The organism is Microcoleus sp. Pol12B4, from assembly GCF_036701385.1.
GTDB lineage: Bacteria > Cyanobacteriota > Cyanobacteriia > Cyanobacteriales > Microcoleaceae > Microcoleus.
In genome coordinates this window covers 1-24,878 of the sequence record NZ_JAUBQR010000087.1, presented here as the reverse complement: position 1 = coordinate 24,878, position 24,878 = coordinate 1, and the positions used below count along the sequence as shown (strand labels likewise).

Here is a 24,878-nt window from a genome sequence, read left to right as displayed (position 1 = left end):
ATCCAGCAATGGAATGAATTTGAAGCACGACAAATGGCACAGGAACGCTATCGAGATAATTATTTAATCTAGCGATCTCCCTTTCTTCATCCGCGTTCATCCGCGTTTATCCGCCTGCATCTGCGGTAAAGAAAAAGAGCGATCGCCCAACTAAAACTCCCTAATCTCAGGATGAATAAACTGATAACCAGCCGCCTTAATTTTTTGATTCGACACCCTCGCATTATAAGGCCGCACGCTAGGACTTCCATCCCAAGAAACTTTAGGCAAATTATTAGCTTCAAAAATGCGATCGAGCAATTCACCACTGGATAGCGACACATCCCCGACTAAATTGTAAATTCCCTGCAATCGATTTTCTAAAGCAAAGGTTAACCCCCCAACAATATCATCTCGGTGCACCCAATTAGTAGCATCTTCTCCCCTGCCGGGACGAGTGCTACCAGCCCAACCTCCAAAGATTTTAACTAATTCTCGCCCAGGTCCATAAATTCCTCCCAAACGGAGAATGCAGACGTGAAGATTGGGACTCGATGCTGCTAATAAAACCCGTTCTGTTTCTGCGAGAATTTCACCGTTTGGATTAGCAGGCGCGACGGGTGATTCTTCATTTACCAATTCACCTTGGCGATCGCCATACACAGAATAAGTAGCCGTATAAATAACCTGCTTTACTGTCGGTATCTGCTGTAAAACCGATACTAAAGTTGTCGCAGTATCTAAATAACTTTTCCGATAAGCATGAGGATTTCGGGCACCGACGCACAGCATAACAGCATCTTGTTCTTGCAGTACAGCCGTCATTGCATCTTTGTCATTTCCCTTGAGTACGGCTACCCGCTGGGCGACACCCTCCAACTCAACGACTCGCGTCGCCGTGGTAGTTGTCGCCGTCACGATACAATCAGATTTGCCGCGTAAATGCTTGGCTGTCGCAGTACCCACATAGCCGCAGCCGACGATCGCAACTTTCATAAAAAATTCTCCTTTGTTTCATACCCTCTAAAATTATTGCCGGTTTCTGAAATCATGGCGCGCTGAGTTTTGTGGTAAAATGCAAAGCATCGTTATCAATCGGAGTAGCATCGTGTCCGAAAGAGATATTTTTGCCACATCCTCAGAAAGCGAACTTTTAGCTTTTTATGGTTCTTTGTTTGCGATCGCCGCCGCCGATGGTTCCGTTGATATTGACGAACTAGATTTGTTGTTTAAAACCATAAATTTAGACAAAATTTCTGACTCTGCAAAGGCTCAAATCCAATCCTACACAGCCAGTCCCCCATCACTCAGCGACTGTTTGCAAACACTCAGCAAGTCAGAAGAAGCGCTGCGTTTGGGAGTCATGTATTTTTTAATTAATATTGCTGGGGCAAATCAAACGCTGCATCCCGGAGAAAGCGAGGCGATCCAATCCGCAAAAAAACTGCTGGCGGTTTCCGAGTTGCAAATCCAAGCCATGCAGGAATTTATCGCAGATATCAAACAAATACGGGAGGCCACCCCTAATAAAAATCAGGCATCAGCATCTTTCAATTCTGCTGTTTCCCAGCTTAAAACTAAGGGCATTCCTCTCGATTTAATCGACCGGAAAGGAACCACAACAAACTTCAGCAGCCCCAAAATCAACTATTCCGATGAGAATTTTTGGGCTAAACTTAAAAACTTTGCTTTAACAGCAGGAAGAGAAGTAGTTGAAAAAGCTTTGATTCTCTACTATACGGCTCAGAACCCAAACGTGCCTGCTTGGGCAAAAGGAGTTGTAGTTGGAGCTCTGACTTATTTTATATCTCCTGTCGATGCGATTCCCGATATATTAGTCGGCATGGGATTTACTGACGATTTGGGAGTATTGCTGGCGGCAATAGCTACTGTTTCAGTATACATTACTGCTGATACTAAAAAACAAGCCAAACAAAAAATGAAAGATTGGTTTGGCTCATAATATTATGTCCGGTGAATCGTTTTGTTTCCGTCTGCATCGGAATAATATAATCTGAATAATATAGCAGTTGTCAATCGGATAAAATACAAGACACGGGCCAGCCATGTCCCTACCCAATATCTGTAATTTACGCAACTGAAAACTTAATTATTGTGGATTCTCAGTCTTTAATTGGCTTGCCATCTCGATTGACAATACGGCTTTCACCATCCTTAGCCGTGACATTTTCATAAACCCCTTCATCCCGCTTCACGTACTTGCTAAAACCCGAATTTTTATAATCCGTGTCGGATGTCGGCTTCATCAATCTCGGAGCGCTCAGCAGTCGGCGTACCGGAGCATCTGCGTGAGTCTCCCCGGGTTCGCACTTAGCCAACTCGCACAGTTGGCCCCAAGTCGAAACTTCCAGGTTCATGCTGTGCCAAACTTCTAACTGCTGGTTGTTTTCGGGACACAAATAATCGTATACAGGCATACTAAGAATCTCGTTTGCAACTACTAAAATTACTAATTGCACGGTTATTAAAAATATTATAGCTCAACATTACTAATAATTCAACCCCAAAAATCAAAGTTTACTATTTTTAACGGTTGTTGAAACCTTAAATCAGCTATATTATTAACCCTGTGTGCTTGCTCCCGAATGCGACCGAGACAAAGCCCAAAAGTACGCTACCCTGAAATTCTCTGACTCGATCCAACGACGATCGCACGATCGACGGTTAGCAAATGCCCGCAAGACTTCCCTCAATGCCGTCACAGGATTGATCATCATTTTCAGACTGTACGCCAATCACAGATTCTAAGTTTCAATTTTATTTATTTACTCACCCGCGAGGATTTACCGATGAGCGATTTCAAAGTTACGCCAGAAGTAGAGCTGAACACAGCTCAAATGTTGGAGCGATACCAACTGCAAGATGAGACAACTCTACGGCGTTGGGCAAAAGTGCACGGCATCAACAGCACTCGTGGTTTCTTCTATCCCAGCGAAGTAGATTTGATGGATCACGCTCACCACCATCTCTACAATTTGGGAATGAGCATTGCGGATTACCAAAGTCTTTTAGACCGACGTCGCAGCCATTCCCAGACACCGGGCGACCAAAATAAAACAGTAGCAAGTCAAGTTGCTGACGAAGCATACGATGCCATAGAAACGCTCACAGAGCAGTATGCTGAAGCTATTGATTTAATGGGAGAACGTATAGCAGACCATTTCATCGATGAACTCGATTTATCTGTGATGAGGCACCTTTCTAAAAAAGTGCAAGACCGACGGACTCTCAACGGTCAAACTAAAAAGCCTAACCGTTTTCTCCAAGTGATTAAAGCCGTGTTGCAACCGAGCAGCGAAAATACGCTTCTGATTCCCAAAAAAGAGAATGACTCTAGTTTAGAATTAGAACAGCATCATCGGCTCGGCTAGTCGCCGATTTTTTTGAAAGACTAAGAGACTTTTTGTTCAATTTACTGGTCAAATTTACTGAAAAGCCGACCCTAACCCTCCCCTTGTCAAGGGGAGGGAGCAAAAGTCATATTTTTTATATTATGAAGCGGAATTGAAGACAATAAATTGAGGTTTCCCAGAAGTCTAAATTACTTTTCAACTAATGTTGGGTTTCGCAACTCAACCTAACCTAATATAACTAAGGACAGATGGCGCGATCGCCAAAATTAGAGATAATATCTGCTGAATTGAACCTGTCAACCTCGCCCAAGGTAAAAAAATGATTAAATCCTGGATGGTAATTGGAGGCGTCGCCTTTGTAGTAGCTTTAGCTGCTAACATAATCGCGCCCAGCGACATCCAATGGTTCAACCGCTTGCAGCGTCCGAGATGGCTAGTATTTGAAAAAGCAATTCCCCTAATTTGGACAGTAATTTTTATTTGTGCAGCTTGGTCAGCAGTGATTGTGTGGGAAAAAGAACCAGGAACTCAGGAGACTTGGCTGAGAATGGGTTTGTACCTGCTTTTAGAAATAGTAACTATATCTTACACCTCGGTTATGTGCAAAGTTAGGAGCCTAAAAGTCGGCACCATAATCGGCGGAACGGGCGCTATTTTAAGCGTTATCCTCGCTTTAACGGTGTTGCCAGTTTCGGAGCCGGCCGCCCTGTTATTGCTGCCTTACATACTTTGGAGTCCGATCGGCACTTACACCACTTGGGCAATGATGCACCTCAATCCGGCGGATGTTTAGGATCTGGAATTAGTCTTTTTAATGGGATGACAAGCATCGGGAAAAAGCACCTTTTTTAGGTAGTATCTACCTGCAACGCAGGTTTTAGTGAGCAAAGACTTGATGCGGAATAATTGTACAGTTGCACAACTGGAAGCTTATGATATCGGTAACCCAAGCTGCATGAACCAAGTGTGCTTGTCTATGTAACCGCGTTGAAAATGGATTTTGCCATCAACAACATGAAAGAAGCCACAGCCTTTTAGCGTAAAACTTTTGCCAGTTGGTAGGTTGCCACCAAACTCACCTAGAAAGGTGCCACCACCAGTCCACTCGACGATCGCCCACTCGCCATCCTCAAACAGATTCTCAGCGTGCGTGTAATTGTCTGGAAAGGCTTGGAAGAAGCTAACAAAACTCTCAAGCAATGCCTCACGCCCGTTTAGAGGATCGCCAAAGGCAACTTGATGGTTCTGTGCATCGTCGTGATAAAGCTCGATCAGGGCGTGAGGGTCACGAGCGTTATAAGCAGAAACCCAGTCTTGGAGGACTTGCTTGGGCGTTTTCATTTTTGGTTCCCTAATACAGATAACTAAAGATATTAATTAGCACCTTCTCACCCTCAAATTTACTGACTTGGAGATCTGCTCGGAGGCTCAGTTTCCGGCGGTTCGGGAGGGGGAGATTCAGCATCGGGAGGGTTCAGCGACTCCTCCCAAACTTTGATTTGCGATCGAGCTTGCTCAAAAGCCCGAGTACCCGATGGAATTTTCTTCAAAGTCGCGATCGCCCCGGCCAGATCCGACGACGACTCTTCCACACCAAGCGCCAAAATTCGCTGGCTCCACTCATCAATCGCCTCACTCGCCTGCCACCGAAGCGAACTCGACTCCGGCACCTGAAGGGCCAGCCCAATTGCCGTTTGCAGAGCCTCCGCAGTCCCCGCTCGGGCAGCCTGACGGGCGTTCTCCAAACCTTGCTCGCCCTGAAATTGAGCCTCCCAAGTCCGAATGTTCGATCGAGCTTCCTCATAAAGCACCCGTCCCGATCGAATCCGGCGGGCCATCTCAATTGCTCCCGCCAAATTGCCGCTGGCCGCTAGCTGCTGAGCTCTATCCAAAAACGGCTGGTCAACAAGCCGCTGTCTCCTCTCGATCCAAGCTTGAATTTTGGTTTGAGCTTCCACGTAAAGCGCCCTACCTCTAGCGATCCGAGAAGCTTGAGCAACGGCGGCTTCCAGAGCATTCGGATCGCCCGTACTTGCCAAATCGTTCGCTCTTTGCAAATACGGGCTGTCTTCCAGCAGCTCGATTTGACGACTCAAGCTGGTAATTTGACGGCGAGCTTCCGAAGCGCGGGGATTTGATTCCGGGACTGTTTGCAATTGCGCGATCGCAGCCCTCAAATCATTTACCCCACCAGGCGCCGCCAGCCTGCTTGCCATATCCAAAACTTTGACATCAGCCATTTCTTGCTGCCAGCGACCGACTAAATCTTGAGCTTGTTTGTATAAAGGGCGGCCGGACTTCAACTTTTGAGCAATCTCGATCGCCTTCGAGAAACCCTCAACAGAGCCACTCAAAGCCTGAGAAGTAGCATTCGCCAACTCATTAAAATCTTGTACTTGTTCCCTTAAATTTGCAGACTCTGGAATCTTGTTAGCGATCGCCATCGCCTCCTGCCAATCCCCTGCCTGCAATCGTTTTTGGGCGATCTCCAGAATTTTCTTGCTAAATTCTGCGATCGCCTTATTGGCAGCTTGATACAAATAACTGTTTTGACCAATTCCCTGAGCCAGCTTAATCCCCGTCACCAGATTGTCGAGACCTCCCTCGGAGGCTGTATTCCGGGCTTTTAGCAACTTATTGCCCTCAGCCCGAGTCGTCTGAATTAGCTTAGTCAATTCCTCGTACTTAGCCGATTCCCAGAAAGTATTTCCCAAGTCCAAAAGCAGAGTAGCTTGGCGGAAAGCCTGCGCCCACTCTTCCTGACGCAAGTGGTCTTCAGCCGTGCGGTAAATTTTCTCTGCATCGCTCCATATCGACTGCCACTTTTCAATCTGCTTTTCCACCTTCGGGTAAGCGGGAACGTTTTTAGGAACCTTACGAGCGAGCGCAATCGCCTCATCCAGCTTTCCTTCTTGGAAAGTAGCATTTCCCAGCCTAAGAATATCCTCCGACCACCGATCGATTTGAGTGTTAATTCTCGGCCGCAACGGATGGTTTTGTGGCAAAGCATTCACTAATTCGATCGCCCTGAGCAAATCATCCGCCGTCCGCTTGCTTGCTGCTTCTTGAGCACAAAAAAAGCGATCGTTAGCAGAAGCCGTCGGCCAAAAAATCTTTGAGCAATTGGACTGCGAGGTCAGGTTGAGTAAAGACGCAATTGCCACAAACCCCATACCCACCGATAGCATCAAACTCAGCGCCAGCCAAAACTGCCACTTGTTCGACCAGTTCCGCCAAAACGGATTGTGTTCCCCCGGCGGCTGCGAGTTTTCCCCAGACAAATTCGGCGGTAGTTCCAGATGCCCTCCCGGCAGTTTTCCCGAAGTAACCAACTCTCGGAGCTCTTTAAGTCGTTCAGCCCGGTTTTTCCTTGCTGGTAAGCGCACCAGCGACGAAGTATCCTTTGTTGACTCCAAGGATTCTGATGCAGACCAACGGCCTGGTATTTTGCGATCTTGACTCATATCCTCACCACAAACAGCAACCAGCGAGCGTAAGTTATTTAAAAACTGTGAGCGCTGCTATCAACTGCTCTATAAAATGTATTCATCACTTTTACATACTCCCGTCGGCCCTAGACTGCAAGAGCCGATCGCCAAACCGCCAAAATCAAAATTTTGTGATTAGGTAATTGATAATGCGTAATTGGCAATTGGTCAAGGCCGTCATCCCTAACTCGCACTCAATAGAGCCAATTACACATTATCGTCTCAAGAACCGGAGTTTGAGCGCAAATCGCCGATCAGTTCCGCAAGTTGGTCGCTATTAGCTTTGTAAACCTCGTTGCAGAAATGGCACGTAGCCTCAGCCCCCCCATCTTTTTCAATCATGTCTTGGAGTTCGGCTTCGCCCAACATTTTCAAAGCTCCCAAAACTCGATCGAACGAACACCCACAGTCAAAGCGCACCATCTGAGTTTCCGGGAAAATTTCCAGGCCCATATCTCCCAGTAACTCTTCGAGAATCTGGTGCAGCGTTTTGCCCGATCGCAGCAGCGGCGTAAAGCCGGACAATTCAGCAACTCTAGATTCTAAAGTTTGCACCAATTTTTCGTCCGTTGCCGCCTTCGGCAGAACCTGCAACAGCACACCCCCAGACGCTTCTACCCCGCCCGCCCCCACAAACACCCCCAAAACCAGAGCCGAAGGCGTTTGCTCCGAGGTTGCCAAATAATGAGTCAGATCGTCCCCTATTTCGCCGGAAACCAATTCCACTGTACTTGAATAAGGGAAGCCATATCCAACGTCCCGCACCACGTACAAATAACCGTCACCTATTGCCCCGCCCACATCGAGTTTGCCTTTAGCATTGGGCGGCAATTCGACTTCGGGATTCTCCACATAACCTCGAACTGTTCCATCGAGTCCCGCATCAATCAGAAGCCCGCCCAGCGGCCCATCTCCTTTGATGCGAATGTTGACTCTCGATTCGGGCCGCTTCATGCTTGAGGCGAGTAACAGCCCTGCCGACATTGTGCGGCCGAGGGCGGCTGTAGCCACGTAGGAGAGCTTGTGCCGCTGTCTTGCTTCTTCGGTGAGGCGGGTGGAAATAACCGCTACAGCGCGAATTCCGCCCTCTGCGGCTGTAGCGCGAATTAATTGATCGGCCATGAAAAACCTTACTTTGTCTTTTGATACCTTCTTGAACTATTTTAGAAGTTCTTGAAGGTTGTGGCAGCAGAGAGCAGCAGTTGACTCGGCGGGCCTGTCCGTGCGATCGAGCTTCAGAACTCGCCTCTGTTTTCTATAAAACCTGGATCAACCCACTATTTATTAACAAATATTCTGATTCATTCTTCCACTTAAATATTTATTTAAGATGCCCGGAATAACGAGTGCATTTATTTTCCACAATCCACCGTGTTCTCAGTCATTTTATAACAACTAACAACTAACAACTAATGACTAAAGCTTATCTTGGCGCTAACCAGACGATTACCAAACCTTTACCTTTGCCGGTTAGAGTCAGAGGCGTAGGTTTCAGACGAATGTTTTTTAGCTGGAAATAAGGGATATGCCACCAACATCCAAAGCACTTTTAGCGGAAATCCAGCATCACACAGGAGCGACTCGAAACTTGCATTTTTATGCTAAGGGCGAAACCATTCCTATGATGTCGCATGGCCTTTGGCGAGTCTGTCAAGGTCTAGGACAACTGAGTACGCTTTATCCAACCGGGGAAGAAGGACTTTTGGGTTGGGTTGGGCCTTCGATGTGCTTCGGTTTGTGGTTGACAAGCTTGCAGACTTACCAAGCTACGGCGACATCAGATATTTATTTGATGTGGTATTCTATGGTGGAAATCGAAGCTTCTCCTCAATTGGCTCACGAGTTGCTGCCTCAAATGGTACGGCGGCTGCGGCAAATGGAAGCAATTTTAGCGATCGCCGGACAGCGGCGAGTAGATGACCGTTTGTATCAGCTACTGCTATTATTGCAACAGGAATTCGGTCAGCCTGTGGTTGAGGGAACTCGTTTGAATATCCGCTTGACACATCAAGATATTGCTAATGCGATTTGCACGACGCGGGTAACAGTAACTCGAATGCTGGGAAAATTGCAGCAGCAAGGGTTAATCAGTCGAGATGGCGATCGGCATTTAATTCTTAACAAAGATGTTTTTGCGTCCACGTCGGATTTGTTTGGCTGCAACCCTCAAGCAGTGTAGCAAGCGCAGAAAAAAATCTTATTCGGCTTCGCCAATCAGCGTAAACGCCGCCCAATCTTGCGGAGTTGGGTGCATCTTCATTGTCATCAGCATTGCTTGCCGCAAAGCTTGAGCTTTATTCGGGTTTTTCTGTAACTGGCGATAGAATTCTGCCATTAATTCCGCTGTCGGCTCATCGGGTACTAACCACAGAGAAACGATAATACTAGGAACTCCAGCACTAATTAAAGCACGAGATAATCCAAGCACACCATCACCTGTGATTTTTCCTCTGCCAGTATTGCAAGCACTTAATACCACTAATTCAGCATTTAATTTTAAATTCAAAATTTCACTCGAAGTCAGCAATCCGTCATCATTTCCTGATGGAGCAAGGGCGATCGCTCCCGGTAAATCTCGCCTCTTCACTTCATTGAGTAATCCGTGAGTTGCCAGATGAATAATCCGGGATTTTAGCATCTGTTGAGTAATCGATGCTTTAGTGGCTTGAGAGCCTGTAATCGGTTTAGTATTCAGAAGTTGGGCAATTGTAATTGCTTCCCGTTCGCTGCCCGGTAAAGGAGCTAATTGGCGCGGCGGAATGCCAATTTTGGGCATAATTGGATTGCCTACAACTAAGTTATTCAGGAGAGAAAGTTGTCGGACTTTGTGCCGTGATTGGTGGGTTAACTGCAAAATTTGAATGGCGGGAGCGGTGAGGATGGTATGTTTTTCAATCAGATATTGACCTGTCGGATCTTGTAAGGCGACAAAGGGAACTAAAAACAGGGATTGATGGGGAATGAAGATGACAGGAGCATTGGGGTCAGTAGGTAAAAGATCGGCAATGGGTTGAATCAGTAGTTGATAACTTTGCTGTAATTTGGGGTAGATTATCCGAGAATTAGCAGGGGTAGAAGCAGGGCGATTAGCCGCTTGTCGATTGGCAGTGTCCCCCGCCGATACACCCAGAGCCTCGCGAGTGCCGCGAATCATCTCAGCTAAGGCTGTATCTTGCTCGTTTAATCCTCTCGTCCCGGTAGCAGCAGATACTCTTGTCTGTTCGCTGGCTTCGGGTAGATTGATGTTAAGAGATTTGAGGTCAACTGAGCGAAAGGTAATTTCACCAGTCGGCTTAATTACCCAAATATAAAGGGCTTCATTCCCAATAGTTGAATACTCGACGAGAGTAGCGTTTTGCTCTTTAGCGATTTGTTGAATTTGCTGGATATTGAGCGGATTGATAGTAGTTGGGAAATAGGCAGATGGGGCAAGGCGAGATGCCAATAACTGGACAAAAGCTCTGGCTCTACCCCGCTCGGCAATTTCTAACGCTTCCTGAGTTTTTTTCTGGGCAATGAGGACTTTTTGTAAGTTGACATAGGAGTTAGCTTGCCCGTCAAACATTGCCACTTTTGAGGCATCCCCAAACCCGGCTAGGAAAGATTCTGAAACTTTGATGCTATCTAGTAGGGTTTGCTCGGCTCCTGTAAGATTGCCAGATGTATAGAGAGCCCATCCTAGATTACTCAAAGCTGCTCCCTCATAGAAAGCCAACATCGTATCACTGAAAGTTGCTTCCTCATTTTTAATTTCTCGCGTACTCGCCAAAAGCTGCGGAGCATACTCAAAGACTTTGGCGTAGTCGCCGAGGTTACGGTAAGCATCTCCCAGATTACCCAAAGCTGCTCGCTCTATTCGGCGGTTTTTAATTTCGCGGGCAATCACCAACGACTGCTGACCGTACTCAATCGCTTTGGCGTAGTCGCCGAGGTTACGGTAAGCAAATGCCAAAATTCCCCAAGCTACTGCCTCACTTCGGCGGTTTTTGTTTTCGCGGACGATCACCAAATACGGCTGTTCGTACTCAATGGCTTTGGCGTAGTCGCCGAGGTTTATGTAAGCTTCTCCCAAAATTCCCAAAGCGCTTCCCTCACTTTGATGGTCATTAATTTCTCGCGCGATCACCAACAACTGCTGAGCGTACTCAATCACTTTGACGGAGCTGCCAGTCCTCTCGTAAAGCCTTGCCAATGTGAGCAAAGCTTCTACCTCACTTTGGCGGTTTTTAATTTCGCGGGCGATCGCCAACTGCTGCTGAGCGGACTCAATATCTTTGGCGTAGTGGTTGTCGATAGAACCGTAAGCACGCCTCAAATTTCTGTTAGCTTCTACCTCACTTCGGCTGTCATTAATTTCTCGTGCGATCGCCAACTGCTGCCGAGCGTACTCAAGGGCTTTGGGGTAGTTGCCTAGAGAATAATAAACTTGTCCCACAATTCCCAGAGCTCTTCCCTCACTTTGGCGGTCTTTAATTTCTCGTGCGATCGCCAAGCCCTGCTGAGCGTACTCAAGGGCTTTGGCGTGGTCGCCGAGGTTTATGTAAGCATCTCCCAGATTTCTTAGAGCTATCCCTTCGTTTTGGCGGTCATTAATTTCTTGTGCGATCGTCAACAACTGCTGAGCGTACTCAATAACTTTGGCGTAGTCGCCGAGGTTTCGGTAAACAAGTCCCAAATTTCCCAGAGCCACTGCTTCACCTTGAGGGTCATTAATTTCCCGTGCGATCGCCAACTGCTGCTGAGCGTACTCAATCGCTTTAGCGTAGTCGCCGAGGTCACTGTAAGCAAGTCCCAGAATTCCCAGAGCTATCCCCTGCCTTCGGCGATCTTTAATTTCTCGGGCTATCGCCAACTGCTGCTGAGCGGACTTAATTTCTTCAGCGTAGCGGTCGAGGTTGTAGATGGTATCGTAAGCACTTCTCAAATTTCTGTCAGCTTCTACCTCACTTCGGCTGTCATTAATTTCTCGTGCGATCGCCAACTGCTGCTGAGCGTAATCAAGGGCTTTGGCGTAGTTGCCTAGATAATAGTAAGCTTCTTTCAAAATTCCCAAAGCTACTCCCTCACTTCGGCTGTCATTAATTTCTCGTGCGATCGCCAACTGCTGCTGAGCGTACTCAAGGGCTTTGGCATAGTTGCCTAGATAATAGTAAGCACCTCCCAGCCTTTCCAGAGTCCACCCTTCACCTTGGCGGTTTTTAATTTCCCTATAAATTATTAGTGCCTGTTGCCAAGACTGTAATCCAGCTTGAAATTGACGACTCTGATAATATTGACTGCCTTGCTCTAACAGTCGCTCTGCTTCGGCTTTCCGCTCAGCTTGAGTTTGAGCCAAGGCCTGAGAATTGATGATTTTAAATTGAGAATTAGGGATAAATCGAAACTCGCCTATCGTCAGCGTCGCTAAGATTGAGAGCAGTGCCGACAATCCAATTTTTTGCAGTTTCATAACTTTTGACAGGTCTCTGGTTTGAGCATCCGCTTGACACATCAAGATATTGCTAATGCGATTTGCACGACGCGGTTCAGTTGACTGTTGACTGTTGACTGTTGATAGTTGATAGCGACCTCTACCTGGAAGGAAGAGGATTGGAGTAATGAATAGTCTTCTTTTAATTTCTCCCTACAAGGGAGAGGCTTTAAACCAATTCTTTCTGGTAACAGTAACGCGAATGCTGGGAAAATTGCAGCAGCAAGGGTTAATTAGTCGAGATGGCGATCGGCATTTAATTCTTAACAAAGATGCTTTTGCCCCATCGTCTGATTTGTTTGGCTGCAACCCTCAAGCAGTTTAGAAACAGCACTAATTTGCATCTAGATTAAATTTTTCCAAAAATTAGGTATCAACAGTCAGTAGTCAGTAGTCAGTCATCATCGAGCGAGTATTTGTCACCCGCGTGCGAGCGTCATTCTGCGCCCTCGATACAATCGGTACTCGCCGACGATCGTATCCTTTCCGAGCATTCTCGCGACCGTGAGTGACTGTGCTCGCGAGTAAGAGTTCGTCTATGTTGACCGTCGCGATCGCGATCGTGGAACTCACCTTAAAATAGCCTAAGACTGGCCGCCTCGGCCGCCGAGTTCGTAAACGCCACCTCCAATACAGGCGATCGGACCCATAGATACAGCTTTATACTATCTGCAATTGCTGGAAAATTTTTATTTCGGAGAAGTCTAATAGACATCTCAACTAAACACGTATAATATTGGTTTACTTCAACACAATAGGGGAATTTTAGCAGGAATGACTAATTTTTCTGATCGAGCCCTGAGCCAAACTTCACATAACTCAGAATCACTTTATTCCCACGATCAATGTATCCATCAGTTATTTGAAGCACAGGTAGAGCAGAATATTAATGCAGTGGCGGTGATATGCGATCGGCAGTCCTGGACTTACCCTGAACTCAACGCCAAGGCCAACCAGCTAGCTAACTATCTCAAAAAGCGAGGCGTAAAGCCAGAAGTGCGAGTGGGAATTTGCGCGGAACGCTCCCTAGACATGGTTATAGGAATTCTAGGTATTCTCAAAGCAGGTGGTGCCTATGTTCCTCTAGACCCAGCTTATCCAAAAGAGCGCCTAGACTTTATTATTAAAGAAACTAAAGCGCCATTGCTGTTGACTCAAAAGCATCTGGTTGAAAAGTTTATCCAAGAAGAAATTCAAGTCGTTTGTCTGGACGCAGATTGTGACACGATTGCCCAAGAGAGTGAAGAAACACCTAACACCGAGGTAACAATAGAAAACTTGGCTTACATCATGTACACTTCTGGCTCCACTGGCAAGCCAAAAGGAGTACAAGTTACTCATGCCAACATCTCGCATTATATTCCAGCAGTCAGCCAAGTGATGCAAATTCAGCATGAAGATGTCTATCTCCATGTGGCATCTTTCTCGTTTTCTTCCTCAGTCAGGCAATTAATGGTACCTCTGTATCGAGGAGCCACCTGTATTATTGCCAATAGCGAACAAACCAAAAACCCCATCAGTTTGTTCGAGCTGATCCAGAAACAAGGAGTAACTATTGTTGACAGCGTACACTCAATTTGGCGCTATGGACTTCAGGCATTAGAAACTCTCGATCAAAGACACACAGAGGCACTCACCACATCTAAATTACGCACGATCGTGCTTTCTGGTGACTTACCGCCAGTTCAAATTTACAAGCAGCTACGAGACCTGTTTAAAGAGCGCTTAGACATTTTCAACGTTTACGGTCAAGCAGAAACCATTGGTAACTGTGCTTATTCGGTTCCAAACGACTTTGACCCTGAACGAGGATACATTTATATACCCGTAGGCTATCCTTATCCCCATAACCAAGTCTATATCCTCGACGAAAATCTTGAGCTTGTTAGACCAGGAGAAGTCGGTGAGCTTTATATGGGTGGTGCTTGTTTAGCTCGTGGCTATCTCAACAGTTTAGAGTTGAATGCCGACAAATTTATCTCAAATCCTTTCAATAGCGATCCTCTTGAGCGATTATTCAAAACTGGCGACTTAGCGCGCTACTGGTCGGATGGTGCTATTGAGTTATTAGGTCGCACTGATTTTCAAGTCAAGATTAGGGGGATGCGGGTTGAAGTAGGAGAAATTGAGTCTACACTGGGACAGCATCCCAGCATTAAAGAAGCTGTGGTCATAGCAGCAGAGAATGAACTAAAGGAAAACCACCTTGTAGCCTATGTAGTTCCCAATTCATCTTTATCCAAAATTAGCCAAACAGAACTGCGCGGCTACCTCGATCGCAAGTTACCAGATTATATAGTGCCTTCTGCCTTTGTGCTGCTTGATTCTTTACCTCTAACCCCTAACGGCAAAATAGATCGGCTTGCTCTACGGAGTCGAAAAGTTATAAATCCAGAACTAGAAGCTGCTTACGTAAAACCTCAAACCGACACAGAGGAAATCATTGCTACTATTTGGCAAGAGGTACTTCTCTTAGAATATGTTGGCATTCACGACAATTTTTTTGAACTGGGCGGACATTCTTTACTGATGGCTCAGGTTCACAGTAAATTGTCAAGCATATTAGAATTGTCAAATATATTAGGACAACAACTATCAATTGTGGAACTGTATCAATACCCAACAATACACTTGTTAGCTGACTACTTAACCCACAAGCAAAATCCCCAATTAAATTCCTCCAAAAACCATGAAAAAGTACAAATGGGTCGATCGAAAAAAGCTGCTTTACAGCAACAGCGAGAACGAAGACAAAAATCAAAACTGGGATAGATGTGTTCAGTCCTGATAGCGCAGCGTGTCGTCAGCCCTAGGAATACGCTCCATTGGATACCCGAAGGGTTGTTAGCGAATAAATTTAATTAATTTAAGGACAAGCAGATGCAGGAATTAGATTCACTTGATTTAGTCGATCGGTCAGCGATCGCCATTGTGGGGATGGCAGGTCGCTTTCCAGGGGCGAACAATCTCGATGAATTTTGGCATAACCTGAAAAATGGGGTGGAATCTATTTCCCAATTCTCTGACGATGAACTTCTAGATGCAGGGATCGACCCGACGTTGTTGAGTCAATCAAATTACGTTAAAGCTAACCCCTTTTTGTCAGATCCCGAACTGTTTGATGCTCGGTTCTTTGGCTTCACCGACCAAGAAGCTGCCATCACAGATCCGCAACACCGGATTTTCCTAGAATGTGCTTGGGAAGCTATTGAAAGCGCTGGCTGCGATTTAGAAACTTACGAGGGTTTGATTGGTGTTTATGCCGGTTCGTGCATGAGCACCTATATGCTCAACAACCTCTATTCAAACCCTGACCTAAAAGACTCATTTGACAGTTTCCAATCATTGAGCAGTTTCCAAATGAGGATTGGAAACGATAAAGATTCTTTGCCAACACGGGTTTCTTACAAACTGAATCTCTGTGGACCTTCTGTCAATGTTCAAACCGCCTGTTCGACTTCTTTAGTAGCTGTTCACTTGGCTTGCCAAAGCTTGTTGCAAGGCGAATGCGACATGGTTCTAGCTGGTGGGGTTACAGTCCGGTTTCCTCAAAAAGCAGGTTATCTCTATCAACAAGGAATGATTTTTTCTCCCGATGGGCATTGTCGCGCTTTTGATGCCAAAGCCCAGGGAACTGTATATGGCGATGGTGTAGGAGTTGTGGTCTTGAAACGGCTCACAGACGCGATCGCTGCGGGTGACTGCATACACGCAGTTATCAAAGGAACAGCTATTAATAATGACGGTTCCAAGAAAGTTGGCTACACAGCTCCTTCTGTCGATGGTCAAGCAGCAGTGATTTTGGAAGCTCAAAACTTAGCTGAGATTGACCCCGAAACCATTAATTATATAGAAACTCACGGCACTGGAACACCTATTGGTGACCCAATTGAAATTGCAGGTTTAACAAAAGCTTTTCGTACCAGTACCCAGAAAAAGGGTTTCTGTGCAATTGGTTCAGTGAAAACAAATGTTGGACATTTGGTTTGGGCATCTGGTGTAGCAGGGCTGATTAAGACTGTCCTAGCACTTAAACATAAATTAATTCCGCCCAGCTTGCATTTTGAACAACCATTACCGAATATTGACTTTGCCAATAGTCCTTTTTATGTCAATACGAAGCTGTCGGAATGGAAAACTAAGGGGACTCCCAGACGCGCTGGAGTTAGCTCCTTTGGCGTTGGTGGCACTAATGCCCATGTAATTTTGGAAGAAGCACCTGCGGAAAATGACGAGCAAAAGGCTACTGACGAAATTAATTCTTCTTTCCAGCGTCCGTTACATCTTCTAACTCTATCAGCAAAGACCCAAAAAGCGCTGCAAGAATTAGCACAACGCTATCAGGAGTTTTTAGGTAAAAATCCGATGATCGCCCTGGCAAATGTCTGTTTTACTGCTAATACCGGGCGCACCCATTTTAACTACCGCTTATCAGTAGTGTCTGAATCGATCGCACATTTGCAAGAGCAACTTGGTGCTTTTGCGGTTGGGGAAGAAACAGTTGGACTGGTAAGCAAACAAGTAAGCAGTCAGAAGTCTGTAAAAATAGCGTTTTTATTCACGGGTCAGGGTTCCCAGTATCTCCACATGGGAAGGCAACTCTACCAGACTCAGCCTACCTTCCGCAAAAGTCTCGATCGCTGTAACGAAATCCTGCGTTCCTACCTGGAAAAACCCCTGCTTGAAGTCTTATATCCAGAACCTGGAGAAACTTCACCCATCAACGAAACAGCATATACCCAACCCGCTTTATTTGCCTTGGAATATGCTCTGTTGCAATTGTGGAAGTCCTGGGGGATAGAACCTGATGTCGTTATGGGTCATAGTGTTGGCGAATATGTAGCTGCTGTAAGTGCAGGCGTATTCAGTCTCGAAGATGGTCTGAGGCTAATTGCGGCTCGGGGACGCTTAATGCAGGCTCTACCGCCTGATGGCAAGATGGTATCACTGTTGGCTTCCGAAGCGCAGGTGCAAGCGGCAATTCAACCCTACACAGATGAAGTTGCGATCGCTGCTGTCAACGGTCAAGAGAGCATCGTCATCTCCGGTAGAAGCCAAGCCATAGAAAATGTCTGTGCCACCTTAGAAGCTCAAGGGGTGAAGACCAAAGCCTTAGAAGTTTCCCATGCGTTCCATTCGCCCTTAATGGAACCAATGCTAGCGGAATTTGCACAAGTCGCCAAAACGATCGCCTACTCGGAACCGCAAATAAAGTTAATCTCCAATGTCACGGGAGAATTGGCCACCTCTGAAATAGCAACCCCCGAATATTGGTGCCGTCACATCCGCCAACCCGTCAAATTTGCAGCGAGTATGGAAACACTCGATCGACAAAGTTTTGAAGTGTTTGTGGAAATAGGACCCAAGCCAATCTTGTTGGGAATGGGTCGTCAGTGCATACCAGAAGTCGGGAGAGTTTGGCTTCCTAGTTTGCGTCAAGGACAGCAGGACTGGGAGCAAATACTCCACAGCTTGGGCGAATTATATGTGCGCGGCCTTAAGGTAGATTGGTCGGGTTTTGACAGTGATTATTACCGCAGCAAGGTAGAATTGCCAACTTATCCCTGGCAGCGACAGCGTTATTGGATTGAACCGACACAAAAAAATGCGATCGCGCCTTCCCCATCTTCGCTACCCAATTCATATCATCCTCTGCTCGGTCAACGGCTGCGATTACCATTTTCTCAAGAAATTCGCTTTGAATCCCTATTTAGACTCGATCGACCTTCATATCTAAATGACCACAAGATATATGGAACAGTAGTCGTTGGTGTGGCTTCCCATATTTCAATGGTTTTATCGGCAGTTAAGGAAGCTTTTGACACCCACTCCTGCGAAATACAGGAGTTGTATATACCACAACCTCTGATCCTATTAGAGCAAAGTCATCGGCTCGTGCAATTGGTTCTAACGCCTGAAGCTGAAGAAACTTCTTTCCAGCTAGTAAGCCTCAAAGCAGGGGAAGAACAAAACGAGAATGATACTAATTCCTGGATGTTACACGCAACTGGAAAAGTTCGGATCGCTGAAGAAATGTCAATTACAGCACCGAGTTGGCAAGAGATTAAAGAGCGATGCGATCGAGAGACGTCTGGACAAGAATTTTACGCAGCTTTTGCGAGGATTGGATTCAACATTGAAGCTTCGTTTCAATGGATGGAAACGATCTGGCGCAAAGGGGGAGAAGCTTTAGTAAAAATGCACATTCCTGATTTACCAGAGGACGCTTTAAGTGCTTATCAGCTTCATCCAGGTTTGATTGATTCTTGTTTTCAATCGTCGGCTGTATGCTGGTTTGAGGAAAAAACCAGTAGTGATGCTATTTATGTTCCTTTTCAAATAGCTGGCTTTAAGTTCTACAAACGTCCCAGTAATTTTAGTCAGCTTTGGTGTCATGCTCAAAAGCGGGAAAAAGACAGAGCGAATCCTCAAAGCTTGGTTGCAGATGTCACTCTGTTCGATGAGAACGGACTGATAATCGCAGAAGTAATTGGATACGAATGTCGCAAAGCAAGTCGTGCTGTATTGTTACGCAGTCTCCAAAACAAGAATTTAGGGGACTGGTTGTACGAGTTTGCTTGGCAACCCCAGCCGAGCGATCGCCCTTCAGAGCCGCTACCGACGGAGGTACCGGGCAGTTGGCTGATTTTTGCCGGCGCAGCCGGGATTGGGCTCAAGCTCGCCGAACGGCTGACAGAACGGGGCGCGTCCTGTGTCCTGGTCTCTGTCGGACTCGCTTACGAGCAGGTTTCGAGAGAGCATTATCGCCTGAATCCTGCCAATCCAAACGACTTCCAGCGATTGCTAGAGGATATCGTCGGCGACAGTCAACCTCCTTACCGTGGGGTAGTTCACCTGTGGAGTCTGGAAGAGACACAGGCAGACTCTCTGGCGGCTTTACAAAATGCTCAAGTTTTGGGTTGTGGCAGCGTGTTACCTCTCGTGCAAGCGATAATCCAAGCTGGGTGGTCTACTCTTCCCCATTTGTGGCTGGTAACTCAGGGAGCTCAGGCTGTAGAACCAGCGCTAGGTTCCCTGCAAATACAACAAGCTCCTGTGTGGGGATTAGGTCGCTCCATGGCAATGGAGCATCCAGAACTGCACTGCACGTGTCTTGACTTACCGCCATTAGTCAAGGAAAGCGACATCCAACTCCTGTTAGAAGAACTGTGGTTTCCAGATTCAGAAAACCAGATTGCTTACCGTCAGGGAATTCGTCATGTTGCCAGATTAGTGCGACGTACTTCTGACAAAGTAGAAACTGCTTTGGAGCGGTTTTCTCTTCAAGAAAATGGCAGCTATCTAATTACTGGTGGTTTGGGAGCACTGGGACTGAAAGTGGCTCAGTGGATGGTAGAGCAAGGAGCAAAGCATCTAGTTTTAATGGGTCGTCGTGGGGTAAGTGTGACGGTACAGGAGGCAATCGCTAAACTAGAACAAGCTGGAACTCAAGTTAATGTTGTTAAGGGCGATGTTGCTAATCCTTCAGATGTAGCTCGGATACTGGCGGAAATTCAAGCAAGCGGGATATCGCTGCGCGGGATAGTTCATGCTGCCGGAGTTCTTGACGACGGCGTGTTGTTGCAGCAGAACTGGGAGCGTTTTACTCAGGTAATGTCTCCGAAGGTGGAAGGAGCATGGAATCTGCATACCTTGACTCAGAACTTGCCCCTAGACTTCTTCGTCTGTTTTTCCTCAGTCACGGCATTGCTGGGCACGCGCGGTCAAGGAAACTATGCAGCAGCCAATGCGTTCATGGATGCCCTAATCCATTATCGTCGGGGATTGGGACTGCCTGGATTGAGCATCAATTGGGGGGCTTGGGCAGAGACAGGAATGGCAGCCAACCTGGCGAGTAGCGACCAAATTCGCAGAGCGGCAAGCGGCTCGGGCATTATTCCCCCCGAACTGGGATTGCAGGTGTTGGGAGAGTTGCTGGAACAAAATGCTGTACAAGTGGGCGTGTTTTCGTATGATTGGTCGAAGTATCTCCAGCAATTCCCAAATCATGCTTACCCAGCTTTATTCTCGGATTTAGCTCGCCAAGAGGTGCAGCAGCTAGAGAAAAGCAAGCAACTGCGAGTTAAACAACTTGAATTTTTGCGTCAAGTACAACAGGTAAGTCCAGAAACACGCCTGGAACTTTTAATTGCTCATGTTCGAGAGCAAGTTGCCAAAGTTTTGGGGTTGAGTTCATGTCAACAAATAGCGATCGGACAATCATTAAATGAGTTGGGTCTCGACTCTTTGACCCTCATAGAGCTAAGAAATTTGTTGGAGAGCAGCTTGAGTGTTGTGTTGCCACCCAGGAAGCTGCTTGAAAATCCCAACATCGTTGAACTGGCAAAAGAGCTAACCCAGCAATTGACACCAAAAGGTGCATCAGAATCAATGAAACACTCAGTTGTAAAACAGCCTGCAAGTAACTGGATAGCTTACCGTAAGTCAAAGCCAGATGCTCGTTTGCGTCTGTTCTGCTTCCACTACCTAGGAGGAGCAGCTTCCGTATTTAGGGAATGGTCAGATCACCTACCACCAGATATTGAAGTTTGCCCGATTCAGCTACCAGGGCGGGAAAATCGCATTAGCGAGCAACCGTTCACTCAGTTTGCGCCACTTGTGGAAACCCTGGCACAGGTTCTTATTCCCCATCTCGACAAACCTTTTGCTTTTTATAGTCACAGCATGGGAAATTTGATTGGTTTTGAAGTTGCCCATCTACTTCGCCAACAGTATGGTTGCAGCCCAATCCACTTGCTCGTTGGTGGATTTTTCGCTCCTCAAGCTGTTGCTTCTGCTAATCAGTTGCTGGACAAATCTTTTCTTGAAGAACGAATTCTGAAAAGAGGAGAAATCCCTCGCGAACTTCAGGAAGACAAACAGTTCATGGAGTATTTGATGTCTATTTGCAGATTAGACCATCAACTTTTGCAGAGTTATATTTACTCAAATAAAGAGCCATTGGACTGTCCAATTTCCGCTTGGGGTGGTGAACAAGATTCTTTGGTTAGTCAGGACGATCTCTTAGGTTGGCATCAGCATACCAAGAACACTTTCAAACTGCATATGATACCAGGGAAACACTTGTTTCTAACAACCAATCGAAAACTGCTTTTGAAAGCCATATCCCAAGAACTAATGATGTTTTTAAGTACATCTGTCCATTAGTAGAGTTCGGAAATCGCAGAATAAGTAGGTAGGCGAGAAAATTTATAACTATGTGACAAAAGCTTAAGCATAGGCACTAGAGTTAAATTTTACACGTTCGCTTAACTACAGTCATAGCAACGCATGGTACAAACTGCAATGCAAGACTTGTTTAGGATCTCAATTTTCCGATCGTCACACCCCCTGAACAGTTACCCAAATAGTAGTCAGCAAGTAGTTATTAGAAATGAAAAGACTCGCATTCGGCCAGTTTATATTAGTCTGTGTCCTAACAATAGTATGGTATATCATTGCCCATACCCACCAAGCCTATGCCTTGAATATGGAAGGAGGGCATCGTATTGCTTTATCAAAATCAGAGTCGGAAGTGGAGGTGGTCAGCCAAATCACTGAACAATTTGCTCAAACAAAACCAGCAGATAATTTTTTGCAAGATGAACTATCAAATTCGACGCGCCAACCCAGTCCTTATAAACCGACGATTGTTTTCGTTTATGTGGCGTTAAACACGATATCTCAGATTAGCCTGCCTGACAAAACATACAATATAGCAGCGGAAGTCGTTCTAGAATGGCAAGATGGTCGATTGGGTTTCACTCCCAACAGTAAACAAACAAATGCTCTATTAAAATTTAATGGTGATGATGTCAAGTCGATTTTGGGAAAAATCTGGTCGCCAAGTTTCGCAATTGGTCATGAAATTCAACCACGAGAAATACAAAATCGCTCAGTCTCCATTGCTCCAAACGGTTGGGTGAGAGTATACGAACAGTTTAATGATATTGTGAAATTTGATGCAGATATCCACACTTTTCCGTTCTGTGACGAAACACTCACCCTAGCTATTCGTTCTGCCCTTGACGATCGCAGCAATGTCACGTTCGATCTCCAAGACTTTAAATTTATTTCCCCAAACCCATCAAAGCAAATCATAGGACACTGGTCGATGAAAAAGATTGATGCTCGCACGCAAGGTTTTAATCGTCTTGATTCCAAGATCGGTTTTCCAGAAATAGTTGTATCGATTGACATTCAGCATAAACCGCAGTACATCATTTTCAACTTTTTTCTTCCGCTATTTGTGATTTTTGTTGCTGCTGCTGCCGTCGCCTGGATTGACCCAACTAAAACTCCCGCTACTGCCTCTCCCCGACTGAGTGGGACCTTAACGCTAATTCTCACGACAATCGCCCTCAAATTAAGTCTAGCCCAAGAAATTCCTGCTGTGAATTACATTACTTTGACCGATGCAGTTTTTGGTGTGACTGTTTTCGCCCTGCTCTTAAGTTTAATTACGTCTTGTACGAGCATCTATTTAAATGAAAACAAACAAGAAATCCTTTCTAAACAAATCAATGTAACCTTCCGCAAAATTTATCCTTTCTTATATGTCGGGTGCATGAGTGGCGTTGTTTTGTTTTTCTTCACGGTGAATTGGAAACTGTGATTACCACTTGGAGTAGAGACGCTGCTAACTTTTAGAAAAATATATAGCAGATCCAATATCTTACTACCCTTTTACAAGCTAGACAACACCTATTTATGACAAAATTGTTCGGTCGGCGTAAATTGATTATTTTTGGATCCACCGTTGCTTCCAGTCTATTTCTCAAAGCTTGTAGCACCAAACCTTCTACAAGCAGTAGTCCGAAAACTTCTCTCTTAGAATCTACTACTTTTCGAGAGACGATCAAAGTTGGAATTTTACACTCACTTAGCGGCAGTTTGGCAATTAGTGAGAAGAGTGTTGTTGATGCGGAACGATTAGCGATTGAAGAGATTAATAAAGCTGGTGGTGTGCTAGGTAAACAACTTGAAGCAATTGTAGAAGACGGCAATTCTGACCCTGCTACCTTTGCGAAGAAAGCGAAGAAGCTGATTGAGCAAGACAACGTAGCGACGGTATTTGGTTGCTGGACTTCGGCAAGCCGCAAAGCTGTACAGCCGGTATTCGAGTCAAACAAGCACTTGCTATGGTATCCATTGCAGTATGAAGGGCAAGAGTGTTCTAACAACATCTTCTACATGGGAGCCGCTCCTAACCAGCAAATTGAACCTTCGGTTGAATGGTTGCTCAAGCATAAAGGCAAAGAATTCTTTCTCATTGGTTCTGACTACGTTTTTCCGCGTACTGCCAACAGTATCATCAAGGCACAACTGAAAGCTAATGGGGGTAAAAGCGTTGGCGAAGATTACATTCCTCTGGGCAGTACCGATGTCAAGTCTGCGATCGCTAAAATTAAGCAAGCTTTACCAAATGGAGGTGTTATCTACAATACCTTAAATGGAGATACTAACATTCCATTTTTCAGGGAATTACAAACCTCTGGTTTACATCCCGATAAATATCCTTCTATGTCTGTCAGTATTGGGGAAGAAGAAGTCAAAGCGATTGGAATTGACTATCTTTTGGGTCACTACGCAGCTTGGAATTATTTTCAAACCGTCAACACCCCTGCCAACGAGAAGTTTGTGCAAGGGTTCAAGGCGAAATATGGTTCGGATCGCGTTGTGAACGACCCGATGGAAGCCGCTTACATTATGGTGTATCTCTGGAAGCAAGCGGTTGAGAAAGCAAAAACGGCCGATAACCTCGAAATGGTAAAAGCTGCTGCTTACGGTCAAAGTTTCGATGCACCTGAAGGCAAAGTTACTATCAACGTAAACCACCACCTATCTAAGTTCGTGCGGATTGGAGAAGTCAAAGACGATGGTCTATTCCAAATAGTTTACGAAATCAAGGATGCCGTAAAACCGATACCCTGGAACCAATTTTTAGCCGAAACCAAAGGTTATGCTTGCGATTGGCTGAATCCTGCTAAGGGTGGTAAGTATAAAATAACTTAGCTTCTATTTTATACCAATTTATTAGTCGATGCTTTGGAGGAAAAACGGCTCTCCCGTACTTGTGGTGGAAACTTCTGGTTTTTGGCATTTGGGAATTGGGAATTTCGCGTTTGTCATGAGAATTGTTTGTCTAGCTCTTCCTCTCCCTATTTACAGCAATACCTTTGCAGCCGGAAAAGATATAATTAAGCGGTGCATCTATTTAGGACAAAACTCCATGGCTAACTCAACTCAAGAAACACCGCAACCAGACAAAAAAGAATTAACTGACATCACAGCTAAACCTCAACAACAACAAGAAGAACCGCCAAATAAGGGTGACGGGCGGAAATAGTCGATCGACATTCATCTGTGACGATATAAATCTCGAATTGCCTTAAGATCGCCTACTTCTTTTTTTCTCAAAATCTGTGTTCTTCCCTACAATACCGGTTTCTATAAATTGGTATTCTGCCAGTAGTTTTTAAGTAATAAACGTAATTGCTCAACCCCCTTGACAAGAAGAGGAGATAGACATTAGATAAAGGAATGGAAAAACTCCCCGACTTAAAG

17 protein-coding genes are annotated in these 24,878 nt (G+C 45.7%); 10 read left to right on the top strand and 7 right to left on the bottom strand.

What is annotated here, in order from left to right:
* Positions 1–150 precede the first annotated feature (150 nt).
* Entirely contained in the window at positions 151–975 is an 825-nt protein-coding gene (locus QUA38_RS14005) for an NAD-dependent epimerase/dehydratase family protein (RefSeq protein WP_333162677.1), read from the bottom strand.
* Between the two features lie 112 nt (positions 976–1,087).
* Here QUA38_RS14005 and QUA38_RS14000 point away from each other — a divergent pair, with 112 nt between their 5' ends.
* Positions 1,088–1,942 (top strand): DUF1232 domain-containing protein, encoded by an 855-nt coding sequence (locus QUA38_RS14000; RefSeq protein WP_333162675.1) that lies wholly within the window; start codon positions 1,088–1,090, stop codon positions 1,940–1,942.
* A 160-nt stretch (positions 1,943–2,102) separates the two neighbouring features.
* Here QUA38_RS14000 and QUA38_RS13995 read toward each other — a convergent pair whose 3' ends face one another.
* Positions 2,103–2,417, bottom strand: a complete 315-nt coding sequence (locus tag QUA38_RS13995) for a zinc ribbon domain-containing protein (protein WP_333162673.1) — start codon at positions 2,415–2,417, stop codon at positions 2,103–2,105.
* Between the two features lie 372 nt (positions 2,418–2,789).
* Between QUA38_RS13995 and QUA38_RS13990 the strand changes: the two genes are divergently transcribed.
* Both QUA38_RS13990 and QUA38_RS13985 read left to right on the top strand, forming a co-directional pair.
* Complete coding sequence (locus QUA38_RS13990) at positions 2,790–3,371, top strand: hypothetical protein (RefSeq protein ID WP_333162672.1); 582 nt, start codon at positions 2,790–2,792, stop codon at positions 3,369–3,371.
* 301 nt (positions 3,372–3,672) lie between these two features.
* A complete protein-coding gene (locus QUA38_RS13985; protein ID WP_333036148.1) occupies positions 3,673–4,146 on the top strand; it encodes a TspO/MBR family protein in 474 nt (157 codons plus the stop codon).
* Between the two features lie 137 nt (positions 4,147–4,283).
* Here QUA38_RS13985 and QUA38_RS13980 read toward each other — a convergent pair whose 3' ends face one another.
* The 3 genes from QUA38_RS13980 to hslO form a co-directional block, all read right to left on the bottom strand.
* Positions 4,284–4,694, bottom strand: a complete 411-nt coding sequence (locus tag QUA38_RS13980; RefSeq protein ID WP_333162670.1) for an ester cyclase — start codon at positions 4,692–4,694, stop codon at positions 4,284–4,286.
* A gap of 59 nt (positions 4,695–4,753) precedes the next feature.
* Positions 4,754–6,817, bottom strand: a complete 2,064-nt coding sequence (locus tag QUA38_RS13975) for a hypothetical protein (RefSeq protein ID WP_333162668.1) — start codon at positions 6,815–6,817, stop codon at positions 4,754–4,756.
* Positions 6,818–7,063: 246 nt separating this feature from the next.
* Positions 7,064–7,963 (bottom strand): Hsp33 family molecular chaperone HslO, encoded by a 900-nt coding sequence (hslO, locus tag QUA38_RS13970; RefSeq protein WP_333162666.1) that lies wholly within the window; start codon positions 7,961–7,963, stop codon positions 7,064–7,066.
* A gap of 403 nt (positions 7,964–8,366) precedes the next feature.
* Between hslO and QUA38_RS13965 the strand changes: the two genes are divergently transcribed.
* Entirely contained in the window at positions 8,367–9,020 is a 654-nt protein-coding gene (locus QUA38_RS13965) for a Crp/Fnr family transcriptional regulator (RefSeq protein WP_333162664.1), read from the top strand.
* Between the two features lie 18 nt (positions 9,021–9,038).
* Here the strand turns inward: QUA38_RS13965 and QUA38_RS13960 are convergent, their stop codons facing one another.
* Entirely contained in the window at positions 9,039–12,290 is a 3,252-nt protein-coding gene (locus QUA38_RS13960; RefSeq protein ID WP_333162662.1) for a CHAT domain-containing protein, read from the bottom strand.
* Between the two features lie 148 nt (positions 12,291–12,438).
* Between QUA38_RS13960 and QUA38_RS13955 the strand changes: the two genes are divergently transcribed.
* Positions 12,439–12,636 (top strand): hypothetical protein, encoded by a 198-nt coding sequence (locus QUA38_RS13955; RefSeq protein ID WP_333162660.1) that lies wholly within the window; start codon positions 12,439–12,441, stop codon positions 12,634–12,636.
* Between the two features lie 62 nt (positions 12,637–12,698).
* Here the strand turns inward: QUA38_RS13955 and QUA38_RS13950 are convergent, their stop codons facing one another.
* A complete protein-coding gene (locus QUA38_RS13950; RefSeq protein WP_333162658.1) occupies positions 12,699–12,884 on the bottom strand; it encodes a hypothetical protein in 186 nt (61 codons plus the stop codon).
* A 201-nt stretch (positions 12,885–13,085) separates the two neighbouring features.
* Between QUA38_RS13950 and QUA38_RS13945 the strand changes: the two genes are divergently transcribed.
* From QUA38_RS13945 to QUA38_RS13925, 5 genes are all read left to right on the top strand, one after another.
* Positions 13,086–15,083, top strand: coding sequence for a non-ribosomal peptide synthetase (locus tag QUA38_RS13945; protein WP_333162656.1), 1,998 nt, complete (start codon positions 13,086–13,088; stop codon positions 15,081–15,083).
* A 108-nt stretch (positions 15,084–15,191) separates the two neighbouring features.
* Positions 15,192–21,479, top strand: coding sequence for an SDR family NAD(P)-dependent oxidoreductase (locus tag QUA38_RS13940; RefSeq protein WP_333162654.1), 6,288 nt, complete (start codon positions 15,192–15,194; stop codon positions 21,477–21,479).
* A 226-nt stretch (positions 21,480–21,705) separates the two neighbouring features.
* A complete protein-coding gene (locus QUA38_RS13935; protein ID WP_333162652.1) occupies positions 21,706–22,926 on the top strand; it encodes a hypothetical protein in 1,221 nt (406 codons plus the stop codon).
* 95 nt (positions 22,927–23,021) lie between these two features.
* Positions 23,022–24,326 carry an urea ABC transporter substrate-binding protein gene (gene urtA, locus QUA38_RS13930; RefSeq protein WP_333162650.1) on the top strand — a complete coding sequence of 435 codons (1,305 nt, stop codon included), beginning with the start codon at positions 23,022–23,024 and terminating at the stop codon, positions 24,324–24,326.
* 28 nt (positions 24,327–24,354) lie between these two features.
* Positions 24,355–24,660, top strand: a complete 306-nt coding sequence (locus tag QUA38_RS13925) for a hypothetical protein (RefSeq protein WP_333162648.1) — start codon at positions 24,355–24,357, stop codon at positions 24,658–24,660.
* Positions 24,661–24,878: the final 218 nt, after the last annotated feature.